Below are 13,240 nucleotides of genomic sequence, written 5' to 3'. Positions count from 1 at the left end.
ACCACAATTATGATCTATTTATTCAAGACCCCAATCGGACGGCTGCGCATCCTGGGATTTCTGGAAGGAATTTCGCTGATCCTTTTAGTATTTGTTGCAGTACCGTTAAAGTACTTTTTTCATGATCCAACATTGGTCAAAATGTTGGGGCCGGTACATGGCTTACTTTTCTGCCTGTTTGTATTCATTACATTGAGTGTAGGGGTGTCCTACCGCTGGTCATTTTCGAAGACGACCTGGAAGGTATTGCTGGCCTGTATTGTTCCATTCGGAACTTTTTATATCGATAAACATATCCTGCTCCCTGAATCTATTTTGCATGGACAGAACGGACTGAAAAACTGATTAAAGCTATGCAGGTAAAAAAATACTTCATAATTGTTGCAATACTCGTTGTACCGTTGATCTATGTGCTTTCCCGTAATACTACGGGCAATCCGCATATAGGAAATCAGGTGGCTTTCAAAAAGCAGCTTTCCAATTATCATCTTTTTAAGGGTGAAATGTCGGCACTTCATCCAGAGGCTGGGGTTGAGGTGCTGGAACTCTCCTCCACTCTTTTTACCGATTATGCTGAAAAACAACGATTGATCAGGTTACCGGCAGGTAAGAAAATGAAGTTGAAGGGAAACGGGCTGCCCGATTTTCCGGAGGGAACTTTAATTGCAAAGACTTTTTACTATCCATCGGAAAATAGAAAGCGGTTGCAGATCGTCGAAACCAGGCTGCTCATTTTTGCCGGTTCAACATGGAACGTTGCTACTTATCAATGGAACGATGACCAAACTGATGCATTATTAATTGAAGAAGGGGCAACCGTACGGGTGGATGTAGAGGACCTGAGCGGAGAACGCAGGCAGATCGCCTATCATATCCCAAGTAATAAAGAGTGTGTCAGTTGTCACCACTCAGGAAATGCCATCCTGCCCATAGGTCCGAAAGTGAGGAATTTAAACAGGCCTGTACAACGGGAGGGAAAGCAGTTTAACCAGTTGGCATATTTAATAAACAAAGGATTGATTGAATCCTCAAGACTGGATTCTTTTCAGCACATGCCAAGCTATAGGGACAACAATTTGCCTGTAGAACAAAGGGCCAGGGCGTATATGGACATCAACTGTGCGCATTGCCACCAGTCTGGCGGATATGCCGGGCAGACCACAATTAACCTGGATTATAACACCAACCTGAGGCACTCTGGTATCGAATTGAACAAGAACAACATCCTTATTAGAATGAATGAAATGGGTGAATACCACATGCCGAAACTCGGAACGACAGTAGTCGACAAAGAGGGCCTGGCACTGATTGAGGCGTATATCAAAAACCTAAAAAATTAAACACCAATTCACAATTAAAATATAAACAATGATAAAAACAGCTTTGACCCTCTCCGTCTTATTAATTATCATGTATCTGGGATATCGTATTTATCGTTTTGTAAATCTCGATAAGGGGCTCGATGCGAAAATTGCCAAAGGTGCGGTAATTTTAGATGTACGAACTCCCGGAGAATACAACACAGGACACATTGCAGGATCCATCAACATTTCACTAGGCACTATTCGCGACCGGTATAAAGAGCTGGATCCTGAAAAAATCTACATCACCACTTGTTCTCATGGCTTGCGGAGTGTCAAGGTCGAGAAAATACTTAAAGATCTTGGTTTCAGACATGTCTATAATGGAGGAGCATGGGGTGATCTGCAAAAGAAAATTAATCAGCAAAATAACAGGAAATGATTGTAATCTTTAAAACTAATGTGGCCAACACCACTGATTTGGAAATGCTTAAACCACAACTGGATGAACACTTAATAGGATCAAGGTGGAATTTCGACCTTGAGGATTGTGATAAGATCTTACGCGTGGAAAGTGCACATGAAATCACGGAGTCAGTGATCAAACTATTGCAGGAAAATGGTTTTTTCTGTGAGGAATTTCCGTTTTGACCCCTAAAGGCCAATAGAGTTCTGCGAAGTCATCTTTCCAGTTTTATGGAAAGATGAACTGGCAATTTTGATAAAGATGAATTTGGTAAATTGATGTTTGTTACTCATATTGCTTTATAGGCGGGCAGGTAAAGTTCATTCACAAATTCCTCTGCTGTAGTTGAAGTGGTAGTTGAGTTATCTCTCTTTTGATAATTCATAAACCCTGTTTTGATGGATGTTGCCATCTCAATCAGATTGTCGACAAAATCTTCCGAGAAGCCATTTTTTAAAAATGCTTGTTTTGCCTGGTCCACAGGAAACTGTACATAAGCTAAATCGGACTTGCCAATGGCCTTTCCGATGAGGCCGGTAACCTCCCGAAGGGTGTAGTCTCTAGGTCCCATGACCGCCTGCACCACCTTGCCGTTGAAGTCGAGATTGGATAGATATCCTGCAGCAACTTTAGCAACATCCCGGGTAGCTACCATTGGTATGGCATGATCACCATCTGCAGCTGTCCCGTTCAGGCCCAGGTTTTTAACCACACCAATCGTCCTGAGCATATTTTCCATGAAGTAAGCAGAGCGGATATGTATGACATTTACATCGGCCAACTGGTTCAGCCGTACCTCCTGTTCACCCGTACCGGCCATGATTCCAGTTCCCTCATGCATGTGCGCGCCCAGGCTACTCATATTGACAATATATTTGATGCCTGAATTTTGAATGACCTCAATCAGCTTGCCGGTAACCTCTCTTTGGTAGGCTCTTACGTTTTCTGCTTTCACGTGATCAGGCATCAGTACAAACGCAGCGTCAGCGGTTTTAAAAGCACTCGTTAGCGTGTCTACATCTGTGATGTCAGCTGCAAGTAACGTTGCACCCAATTCGCGGTATTTTTCTAATTTTTCTATATGCCTGGCAACTAAGGTTACCAGGTGTCCTTCGTTCAGAAGTATTTCTGAAATTTTACTGCCCACGGTTCCCGTGGCGCCGAGTACTACTATTTTCTTTTTCATGATGTATTTTTTTATGGTTGATGATTATGATTAAAGGTCTGATGAAATAAATAGGGAGCGTGTTAATTGACTTCTACGAGCACTTTTCCGATGTAACCGCCCTGTTCAGCATATTGATACGCTTTCTGGAAATCAGCAAATGGAAACACTTTGTTAACTTCAACCTGCAGACCGTTCTTCAGCGCAGTCAGCAGCACCGCCGTGTGTTTTGTCGATGGGCTTGAAAGCACGACGACATGTTTTTGCGTCCTGAATAGATTTTTGAAAATGGATAGGGGAATGTCGATAGGCTTAGGCGTCGGGTTCAGAAAAATGGCTTTAGGTTTCATGATGTGTCTGGCATTTTTGTAGCCCATTTTACCTGACAAATCAATAACGATGTCGTAGGAAGTATTTTGGGTAATTACATTTTCCTTTGCGTAATCTATCACCAAATCTGCGCCCCATGTTGTTGCAAGTTCCATTCCCTTGCTATTGGTCACCGCAGTCACAGTAGCGTTTTTTTGTTTTAACAATTGAAGAAGGAACATCCCGAAACCACCTGTAGCCCCGTTGATCAGAATGCTGGTTTCTGAACCAATGTTGCCCATTTTGTTCAATGCCGTTACTGCTGCAGTACCTACCACAGGAATTGCAGCAGCCTGGGCAAAGCTGATGTTTGATGGCTTCTTCCAGATCAGCAAGGCGGGTACCACTACATATTCCGCTGAAACACCTTCTTTCATCATATCTCTTACGACGCCAAAAACTTCATCACCTTTTTGGATCCCCGTAACAGCAGATCCAATATTTTCAACGATGCCTGCAAAGTCGGCACCAGTATGTTTTGGGAATTTTGAACCCGACATAAGCTTCATTTCGCCTTTCCTGATTTTCCAGTCCATCGGGTTGATAGAGAACACCTTCATTTTGACCAGTACCTGATCTGCTTTTACAGTTGGTATGGTTTCTTCTACAAGTTCAAGAACACCTGTATTACCGAATTTTTTATACACTATTGCTTTCATGATATTTTGATTGATTAAATGATATCACAAAGTTGCGAACAGGCGATTGATCAAACTTGTATCAAATCACTATTGTGCCTGTGCCGTTGATGATTTGGATCAACAAACTAGGGTGCATACACCGGTGCGTTAGCTGTCAGCAGAAAAAATGGAATAGACTCTAAATTGGCGCTGTATCGCAAAATGCGATTCCAAATGCTGTAAAGCAGATCTAATAAATTTCAATCAGGTCACTATTGTGCTTCAGTGCTTTAGGCGGCATTCCAAACATTTCATACATGTACTTATTAAACTGGGGGAGGTCATAAAAGCCTGTCTCGTACGCAATGTCCGTAAGGTTTCTTTCCTTCTCCGTAAGTATGAGGTAAATAGCCTGACGTAACCGTGTCCACAGTAAGTACTTGGATATGCTGCTGCCCGTCTGCTTTTTAAAGAGCGAAGCCAAACGCGAGGGCGACAGAAAGACCAGATCAGCAAATGTTTGAGGCGTAATATCGGATTGGAAGTAATTTATCTTAATGTAGTCCACCATTTTTGTAACCCTTTCATCATAATTGACTGCAGGTAATTTGGAGAGCAGGGCATCTACTATTTTGGTCACCTCCAGGTTGTCTTTCTGCGTTTCAAAGAATGCATTTGTGTCGGCGGGCGTATTAAAAATGATATCATCCTGATCTGCTATAAACCTGTCCGACAGCTCCAGTCCGATATTTGAGTAGGGCTCTATATTCAAAACGTTCAATGTGCCTTTTTCTGCGACGCAAAAATGGGGGATGTGTGGCTTGATCAAAAAGCCATGGATACCCTCGTAAAGTATCCCGTTGATTGTTGAATCAAATGGCGTATCGTCAGACAAAACAATTTGGTAGGCAGAATGATGGTGGATTTCTACTGTCAGATTTCGTGCCTTGAGTGCGAGAATAAAAGGGTTGCTCATCATTCTTTAATGTTTTCATTCAGGAAATGCAGCTCGCTGCTCACCAATGTGGTTTCAAATTCATGAACCGGGTATTTACTTTCTATCAGCGCAATCAGCTTCTGTGCTGCAATTTTGCCCATCTCCACCGCATTCTGTCTGATGTAGGAGATCCGGGGCGACCACAAGTCTATGACTTCAGAATTTGAAAAACCAATGATGGTTACCTTTCGGGGATTGTCAAAAGTGGTCAGGACCCTTACCGCTTCGGTGCTGATCTGATCACTGCCAATCAGCAATGCATCCATAGGCGGCTCACTGGAAAAGAGCGCTGTTATGGCCATCTTCACCTCATCATAATTTCTACCCCCCTCATAACAATAGCTGACTAAATCCGGATGAGGACCCAGACCATATCTTTTCAACGCATCCCCGTATCCCTTTAAGCGGTCGATGGTAATGGACAGTTGAGGTGCGTTGCCCAGAAAGCCGATCTGCCTGAAGCCTTTTTCCAAAAGTAAGGATGTTGCTTCAAAGGCCGATTGGACATTGTCTGTAGTCACTTTAAAAGTGTCCACCTCGTCGATGATGCGATCAAAAAATACCATAGGAAGCCCCTTTTGGTGTAAGTCGGTCACATGGTTATAATCAGTGGTTTGGGAAGACATGGAGATCAGCAGGCCATCAACGGACCTGTTTGCAAGGTGTTCCATGTTAATGACTTCCCGATCGTACCTGTCATGACTTTGCGTGATGATTACATGATAACCTTTGTCGTACGCCACTGATTCTATGCCATTGATGGCCTGCGAAAAGAAGCTATTCGCCACATCAGCTACTAAAACGCCAATGGCATTACTTCTTCGGCTTTTTAAACTTTGTGCATTTGGGTTCGAGCGATAGTTTATCTTTTTTGCGTACTCCAGGACCAGCTTTTTTGTGTCGGTACTTACCTCATGACTATCTCTCAAAGCACGGGAGACCGTGGATGGAGAAACCGATAATGCCTGTGCAATATGTTTGATCGTTGCTGCCTGGAACATAAACAAATATAAAAAATCCAAACATGGAAGCTAATGCTTTCGGTGCCAACTTCCGGCAACGATTGCGTAGATTTATTTCCGGGATCACTTGCTTGTATCCACAGACTTCTTAATCTTGCCTTAAATAGGCCTGATCATTTTGCAGAGGCTCAAAAAATTCTAACCAATAGCACATCATTGTCATGAGGAAAATCACCATCTACCTGCTGCTTTCTATAATTTACAATACCTCCTTCGCGCAAAGTACGGTTATCCAATATCTTTCAGGAACAGATAAGGACCATACCGTAAACTGGGATTTTTTCTGTACCGATGGAAGAAACAGCGGTCGCTGGACTACAATTCCTGTGCCCTCCAATTGGGAGCTGCAGGGATTTGGGAGTTATAACTATGGTCATGATAAACAAAAATCCAGCGAGCAGGGCATCTATAAACACACATTTCTCTCAGGCAAACATCCCGGAAAAAGGACCTTCATCGTATTTGAAGGCTCCATGACAGACACCAAAGTGATGATAAACGGTAAGTTGGCCGGTCCGGTTCATCAGGGAGCTTTCTACAGGTTCAAATATGACATCACGAATCTATTAAAACCAGAAGGTAAAAACCTGCTGGAGGTGACGGTCGACAAAACCTCGGCTAATGCATCGGTAAACCTTGCCGAACGTAAAAGTGATTTCTGGATATTAGGCGGGATATTTCGCCCGGTTTACCTGGAGATTGTCCCTGAGCGGTTCATCGACCGGGTAGCGATAAATGCAAAGGCTGATGGCTCGTTTGAAGTGGACGTCTTTCCCCGTAACCTCAAAGGAAACGAGACCATCGACGTACAGATCCAGACCTTAAACGGAAAAGCAGCAGGCGCGCCATTTTCTGTCAAGGCAAGTGATGCCGCTGTCCGCGATTCTCTGCGGCTCACAGGCAGACTCAGCAACCCACGCCAGTGGACTGCAGAGTTTCCAAACCTCTATCAAGCTCAGATTACCATCAGGAATTCAAAGCAGGTCATTCACCGCAGCGTGCAAAAGTTCGGTTTCAGGACAGTAGAATTGAGGAAAAATGACGGACTGTATGTGAACGGCAAGAAGATCATACTCAAAGGCAGCAACCGTCATAGTTTCTGGCCGGAAAGCGGCCGTACCTTGAGTCACGCCGTCCACCTGATGGATGCGAAACTGATGAAGGAAATGAATATGAACGCGGTCAGGATGTCTCACTACCCGCCCGACCAGGATTTTCTGCACGTCTGTGATTCGATAGGCTTGTACGTCATAGACGAGTTGACAGGCTGGCAGTCCAAATACGATACCGTAGCAGGACGCAAACTGGTAAAGGAGCTCATCGTGCGGGACGTCAACCATCCTTCGATCCTGATGTGGGCCAACGGTAATGAGGGTGGCTGGAACCGGGGGCTCGACAATGACTATGCCTGGTACGACCCGCAAAAGAGGACGGTCATCCATCCATATGAAAAATTTAACGGCACAGACACCCACCATTATCCGGATTACAATTATATGGTCAAATCGGCGAAAGAGGGTCAGGAAGTTTACTTTCCTACCGAATTTATGCATGGCTTATACGATGGCGGGGCAGGGGCAGGACTGGATGATTTCTGGAACCAAATGTTACTTCACCCTCACGGTGCCGGCGGTTTCATCTGGGCATTTGTAGATGAAGGAATCGTACGGACGGACAAAAATGGGATCCTTGATACCGATGGCAATCATGGTGCCGACGGTATCGTTGGACCTCACCGGGAAAAGGAGGGCAGTTTCTTTACCATCAAGGAGATCTGGTCGCCGGTATTTATTGGACTCAAGAAAATTGACAGCCTGTTCGATAGAAAAATTGAGATAGAAAACAGGTACGACTTTACCAATCTGAATCAATGTACTTTCAAATGGAAACTTGTCAATTTCCCCCAGGCAAAAGATAACAAGACTGAACCAAACGAAACCGCATCCGGATCATCCAGCTTAACCAGTGTGGAGCCAGGGGCTAAGGGTTCCCTTGATTTAAAATTGCCAGCTTCATGGAACAAGAGCGATGCATTGTTCCTCACCGCTTACGGCCCTGATCAAAAGGAAATATACACCTGGACTTGGGCAATCAAGCCTTATGTTGTCAGAAAGGATGTAGCTAAAACATCGGCAACCGCGCTGAATATTGAAGATCAGGATAATTTACTCCGGGTAAAGTGCGATGGGATAACTTATCAGTTTGATAAAGCGACCGGTTACATCCAGCAGGTCATGAACCAGGGTGGAACGATTTCCTTATCAGGCGGCCCTGTTCTTGCAGGAGCTACCAGCAGGTTAAAAGAATTTAAACACTACGCCTCAGAAGGAAAGCATGTTGTTGAGGCTGATTACGACGGGCCAGGTGCTTTGCATGTCAAATGGACTTTCTCAGCAGGAAGTCCGGCGCAGTTGGACTATCAGTACGCACAAACGGAAGCCTCCGAATTCAGTGGCATCACCTTCAACTACCCGGAATCAAAAATTACTGCGATGAAGTGGATGGGCCGCGGCCAGTACAGGGTTTGGAAAAACAGGATGAAGGGGCAGCAACTTGGCGTATGGTACAAAAAATATAACAATACCCTTCCCGGTGAAAGCTGGCAGTACCCCGAGTTCAAGGGCTACCACGCAGAGGTCAGCTGGGTGGTAATTGAAAACCAGGAGTCGCCGTTCAGGGTGTACACATCGGATAAAGACCTCTTTTTTCAGATGCTGAAGCCCGCCCGTGAAAAAGATGCTTTTGAGAACAATTACGTCCAGCCGGCGTTTCCAGAAGGAAGCCTTGGTTTCCTGACCGGAATTAACGCAATTGGGAACAAGTTTCACGGCGCCAAATCAATGGGGCCGGAAAGTCAAAAAAATGAACCAAAGAACGAAAAGATAAGTCGTACCTTATGGTTCGATTTCAGCCGATAGAGGGAAATTTAATAAGTAAAAGATATAATTATAACCAAGATATAATGTTTGAAAATAATCATTTGAATGCTGCATGGAGTCGTTTCGCTGGTCACGTATTTTGCTGCATGGCACTGATGGCCTCTTCATATACGACGGTATGTGCACAAGTTAAAAAGATTAAAACCGGCGTCGCAACTTCCGCCATTTCCTTAGGGGTCCGCGCAGTAGCAAATACACTTCAGGCACCTACATCGATGGTTTTTGCATCTAACGATGAGATCTGGATTGCAGAACAAACAGGAAAGATCCGCGTAGTGAAGCAAGGAAAGTTAACCGCCGAACCCGTGATTGATCTGGCCTCGAAGCTGCCTAAATTGCAGGATGGCTATGAGGAACGAGGTTTGTTAGGTCTTGCCCTTCATCCAGATTTTAAAGCCAATAGGAAATTTTACGTGTATTACAGCACACCATCTAAGCAGAATGCTAACCATACTGGGGTGCTGGCAGAATATCACCTGAAATCCGACAATCACGCAGATGTCGGCGAGGGCAGAGTCATCCTCAGCATCGAGGAGCCTGATGGCAATCATAATGGCGGCTGTGTCCAGTTCGGACCAGATAATTTCTTGTATCTTTCTTTAGGTGATGGTGGCGGTCAGGGAGACAAACATGGTGAAATCGGAAACGGACAAAATCTGGATACCTGGCACGGAAAGATACTTCGCATTGACATCAATGCGGAGTCTGGATACAAGGTTCCTCAAGATAATCCATTTGTTGGCAAGCCGGGCGCAAAACCTGAAATTTGGGCGTATGGGTTTAGAAATCCCTGGAAGTTTTCGTTCGACAGGGCCACCCGACAGCTGTTCGTTGGTGATGTGGGACAAAATGAATGGGAAGAAGTGGATATCGTTAACAAAGGTGGCAACTATGGCTGGCGATTAATGGAAGGCACACATTGTTACAATCCAAAGGACTGTGATACCACCGGTCTGATCATGCCCATTGCCGAGTACAGTCACAGGGAGGGCGTTTCGGTAACCGGCGGATATGTTTATAACGGGAAGCAGATCCCTTCATTAAAGGGGAAATACCTGTTCGCCGATTGGAACGGCCCGGTATTCTATCTTAAAAAAGAAGGTTCAAAGTGGATCAGAACAAGAACCAGGCTGCAAAATATGCCGGAGGAGATGAAGATCACCTCATTTGGCGAAGATGCAGCTGGTGAACTGTATGTTCTGACGAACCCTGAAACCGGACCGGACAACTCAAGTGGTACGCTTTATAAGATCATAAAAAATTAAGGCCGACCGGCTCCATTCGCTAACCCATAAAATTAAAAATCAGTCGAGATCGATACTGTTTTCCAACTGTCCATCTCAAGGTTAAGTTGCTCAATTTTACTTTTAGCCCTGTTAAAAGAATCACTGCCCAGAAAAAGATTGACAGCCGGACTTTCACTATTGACCAATTCCAGAAAGGCATCAGCAATTTTGTCCGGGTCGCCCAATTGAGCACCATCCATACTGTTCATCTTTTGGTGATATTCCCTGAGATAAGCATAATCGTCAATCTGATGCTGATTATAGGCTATGGAGTCTGCCTTGGCAAAGTTTGTACGGAACCAACCTGGTAATACATTGGTGACTTTGATGCCGAGCGGTTTAAGGTCATTTGCTAATGCCTCTGTCAAACCGCTGACCGCAAATTTTGCGGCACAGTACATTGACCAACCGACACCGGGGGCAAAGCCTGCAATTGAAGAAATATTGATGATGTGGCCGGAACGTTTCTGACGCAAATGGGGCAGGGCTTGTTGAACTACTCTGACTACCGCGAAGAAGTTGACTTCAAAATTTTCATTGATCTCTTCAGCAGTAAGTTCTTCCAATGCTCCCCCAAGACCATAACCGGCATTGTTGATGACCACATCTAATGCGCCAAAATGGGCAATTGTTTTTTTAACCGACTCAGCTATCGATTCCTCACTTTTAAGGTCAACCTGTAAGGGCAGGACCAGATCGCCATAGGACGCCAGCTGACCGAATGCGCCTATTGATCTTGAGGTAGCAGCCACCTTATGACCCTTAGCTAATAACTGATTTGCCAGGGACAATCCCATCCCTTTCGATGCCCCTGTGATGTACCAGACTTTTGTATTGCTCATGATGAATTATTTGATACAAAAGTAGAGCAGAAACACATCAGCAGTTTGTGGATCTCAAACCAATTTTTGTCAAATTCAAACCTTCCGGAAGGCAGAGGGACTAAGTTTGGTTTGTTTCCTAAAGAAGTTGTTAAACTGTGCCTGGTCTTCAAATCCAAGTACATAACTTATTTCAGCGATGTTCCAGTCCGTATGTTTGAGTAGCGCTTTAGCTTCGCCGGTAAGACGTTCAAAAATATGATCGGTAGTCGTGCGGCCAGTAGTTTTCTTTATCGCACGGTTCAGGTAGTTCACATGCACAGCAAGGCGGTCGGCAATAGTTTTAGGTGAGCGAAATTCGAATCGCTGAGAGGTGGATATTATTGGAAACTGCCGTTCAAGTAATTCAGAAAATACCCCGGTGATACGCGTGCCGGCATCCGGTTGCTGGAATAAATGATGAGCGGGTTGCAGCTTCATGGACCGGTAGATCAATTCGCTCACATAATTCCTGATCAACTCATATTTGTAAATGTATTCAGAATTGAACTCTGTAATTATCTTTTCAAATGTCTGCTGCACCTCTGTATTTTCGATTTCATTTAAAGGGAAAATTGGTTGGGCACCTGCAGCAAAGAGGGGAATGTCGTTCAAATTCAAGCGAAGGTTTTCCTTGAAAAATTCATCCTTGAACACGCAGAAGTAACCGCCTGTACCCGCTCTAAGCGGTTCGTAGGTATAGGGTACCTTCGGATTAAAAAACAATAACGTATTACCGGACACAGGAATGCTTTTATCGCCGTAATGGAAAACGTTATCTCCCCGAAACAGCATGATCTTAAAGAAATCCCTTCGGATATAAGTAGGCGTGCTTGCCCCCGACCGGATGCGGTCTTCGATCCTGAACACGTTAAATTGACCGATGTCTTTCCGTAGATTTTCAGAAAGGTCAGTGAACTTATGCCTATAAAACTCTTCCAGTGATTCCGTGCTTTTTGCCATAATAAATGCTATTTGCAAAAATCAAACTTTTAACCCGATAATTAGTTGGACGAACTGTTAAATCGAATAAAGGACAAATATAGTCTTAACGGCGGTGTGCTTTCTTATTTTGATTCAAGCTTATTGTTGACCTTCCGGCTGGCAATGATCCGCTGCCGGTGTTGAATGCCCCAGTCCTTTAACTCTTTGATGACTTTATGAAGCGATAGGCTGTACGGTGTCAGCTCGTAGCTAACTGTTACCGGGGTGGTGGGCAAAACCGTCCGTATCACAAATTCGTTAAGCTCGAGATCTTTCAATTCTTTGGAAAGCACTTTAGCAGTGATGTCGCCGACAGTGCGTTGGATATCCTTAAAGCGCGCAGGGCCCTCAGTAAGTGCGAAGATCAAAGGTAGTTTCCATTTTCCATTCAAAACGTATAAGGCATCCCTGATACCAGTGACGCCCTCAGCACATGCGTTTTGCGCGCAGGGGTGCTTAGTTCCCAATCCATTTGTCAGATCATTTTTCATGACGTAAAGGTACACAGTATCCTAAACGATACCGGTATCCTTTGGGAAACCCATATCCTTTGGATAGTCATTAGCAATAGTTTTGCTGGTGTTAAAAATCAAGAAACGATGAAAAAAATATTGCATATTATTTCCAGCCCAAACGGCGAAAGATCATTCAGCACCAAGCTAGGTAACGCAGTCGTAGACAAGCTAAAGGCGGCTAATCCAGGCAGCACAGTAGAGGTACATGACCTTACTAAACGTCCCTATCCACATTTGGAAGAGGCCACACTGGCGGCTTTTTATACACCTGTTGAAGCGCAAACACCGGCAACTAAGGAAGCGCTTAAAAATTCCGATGAGGCTATTGCGGCACTTCAGGCTGCTGATATCGTGGTGATCGGAGCACCTCTGTGGAATTTTAGTATCCCTTCGGTGCTGAAAGCATGGGTCGATCACATCGCCCGGGCAGGTGTTACTTTTAAGTACAGCGAAACTGGAGTCGAAGGTTTAATCAATGGCAAAAAAGTATATGTAGCGATGGCTTCCGGCGGGATCTATTCCAGCGGACCGTTCCAGGCTATGGATTTCGTGTCCAGCTACCTGAAAGGTGTGCTGGGTTTCCTTGGCATGAGTGACCTCAGTGTGTTCCGTGCAGAAGGTGTGGCTTATCCGGGTCAGGGAGAAGCGGCCTTGCAGAAAGGGATTGATAGCATTGTGTTATAGTCAAATAATGGGGATGTTAACGCATCCCCATT

General features: G+C 44.7%; 14 protein-coding genes. 7 read left to right on the top strand and 7 right to left on the bottom strand.

Going from position 1 to position 13,240, the window contains the following annotated elements:
- Positions 1–9: 9 nt before the first annotated feature.
- From PBAL39_RS02155 to PBAL39_RS02140, 4 genes are read left to right on the top strand one after another with little or no spacing between them, the layout of a single operon-like run.
- On the top strand, positions 10–345 hold the full coding sequence (locus tag PBAL39_RS02155) for a DUF3817 domain-containing protein (protein ID WP_008237775.1): 336 nt from the start codon (positions 10–12) through the stop codon (positions 343–345).
- 8 nt (positions 346–353) lie between these two features.
- On the top strand, positions 354–1,340 hold the full coding sequence (locus tag PBAL39_RS02150) for a hypothetical protein (RefSeq protein ID WP_008237774.1): 987 nt from the start codon (positions 354–356) through the stop codon (positions 1,338–1,340).
- Between the two features lie 28 nt (positions 1,341–1,368).
- Complete coding sequence (locus PBAL39_RS02145) at positions 1,369–1,743, top strand: rhodanese-like domain-containing protein (protein ID WP_008237773.1); 375 nt, start codon at positions 1,369–1,371, stop codon at positions 1,741–1,743.
- Complete coding sequence (locus PBAL39_RS02140; RefSeq protein ID WP_008237772.1) at positions 1,740–1,952, top strand: hypothetical protein; 213 nt, start codon at positions 1,740–1,742, stop codon at positions 1,950–1,952. The genes PBAL39_RS02145 and PBAL39_RS02140 overlap by 4 nt, the downstream gene beginning before the upstream one ends.
- A gap of 104 nt (positions 1,953–2,056) precedes the next feature.
- On the opposite strand, the gene PBAL39_RS02135 is transcribed toward PBAL39_RS02140, so the two are convergent.
- The 4 genes from PBAL39_RS02135 to PBAL39_RS02120 form a co-directional block, all read right to left on the bottom strand.
- Complete coding sequence (locus tag PBAL39_RS02135) at positions 2,057–2,953, bottom strand: NAD(P)H-binding protein (protein WP_008237770.1); 897 nt, start codon at positions 2,951–2,953, stop codon at positions 2,057–2,059.
- Between the two features lie 62 nt (positions 2,954–3,015).
- The gene (locus tag PBAL39_RS02130; RefSeq protein WP_008237769.1) at positions 3,016–3,960 is read right to left on the bottom strand and encodes an NAD(P)-dependent alcohol dehydrogenase; all 945 of its coding nucleotides are present in this window, start codon (positions 3,958–3,960) and stop codon (positions 3,016–3,018) included.
- A 211-nt stretch (positions 3,961–4,171) separates the two neighbouring features.
- Positions 4,172–4,900 (bottom strand): AraC family transcriptional regulator, encoded by a 729-nt coding sequence (locus tag PBAL39_RS02125; RefSeq protein ID WP_008237768.1) that lies wholly within the window; start codon positions 4,898–4,900, stop codon positions 4,172–4,174.
- Positions 4,897–5,919 (bottom strand): LacI family DNA-binding transcriptional regulator, encoded by a 1,023-nt coding sequence (locus PBAL39_RS02120; RefSeq protein ID WP_008237767.1) that lies wholly within the window; start codon positions 5,917–5,919, stop codon positions 4,897–4,899. The genes PBAL39_RS02125 and PBAL39_RS02120 overlap by 4 nt, the downstream gene beginning before the upstream one ends.
- Before the next feature lie 182 nt (positions 5,920–6,101).
- Between PBAL39_RS02120 and PBAL39_RS02115 the strand changes: the two genes are divergently transcribed.
- A complete protein-coding gene (locus PBAL39_RS02115) occupies positions 6,102–8,858 on the top strand; it encodes a glycoside hydrolase family 2 TIM barrel-domain containing protein (RefSeq protein ID WP_008237766.1) in 2,757 nt (918 codons plus the stop codon).
- A gap of 44 nt (positions 8,859–8,902) precedes the next feature.
- The gene (locus PBAL39_RS02110) at positions 8,903–10,144 is read left to right on the top strand and encodes a sorbosone dehydrogenase family protein (protein WP_157273854.1); all 1,242 of its coding nucleotides are present in this window, start codon (positions 8,903–8,905) and stop codon (positions 10,142–10,144) included.
- 32 nt (positions 10,145–10,176) lie between these two features.
- On the opposite strand, the gene PBAL39_RS02105 is transcribed toward PBAL39_RS02110, so the two are convergent.
- From PBAL39_RS02105 to PBAL39_RS02095, 3 genes are all read right to left on the bottom strand, one after another.
- Positions 10,177–11,007, bottom strand: a complete 831-nt coding sequence (locus PBAL39_RS02105) for an SDR family NAD(P)-dependent oxidoreductase (RefSeq protein WP_008237762.1) — start codon at positions 11,005–11,007, stop codon at positions 10,177–10,179.
- 75 nt (positions 11,008–11,082) lie between these two features.
- Positions 11,083–11,988, bottom strand: coding sequence for an AraC family transcriptional regulator (locus PBAL39_RS02100; RefSeq protein ID WP_008237761.1), 906 nt, complete (start codon positions 11,986–11,988; stop codon positions 11,083–11,085).
- Positions 11,989–12,092: 104 nt separating this feature from the next.
- Positions 12,093–12,500: a helix-turn-helix domain-containing protein gene (locus PBAL39_RS02095; protein ID WP_008237759.1), complete on the bottom strand. Its 408-nt coding sequence runs from the start codon at positions 12,498–12,500 to the stop codon at positions 12,093–12,095.
- A 108-nt stretch (positions 12,501–12,608) separates the two neighbouring features.
- Here PBAL39_RS02095 and PBAL39_RS02090 point away from each other — a divergent pair, with 108 nt between their 5' ends.
- Positions 12,609–13,208: an FMN-dependent NADH-azoreductase gene (locus PBAL39_RS02090; RefSeq protein WP_008237756.1), complete on the top strand. Its 600-nt coding sequence runs from the start codon at positions 12,609–12,611 to the stop codon at positions 13,206–13,208.
- Positions 13,209–13,240: the final 32 nt, after the last annotated feature.

It is taken from the genome of Pedobacter sp. BAL39 (assembly GCF_000170795.1).
Lineage (GTDB): Bacteria > Bacteroidota > Bacteroidia > Sphingobacteriales > Sphingobacteriaceae > Pedobacter.
This window is presented reverse-complemented; position numbering and strand designations above follow the sequence as displayed.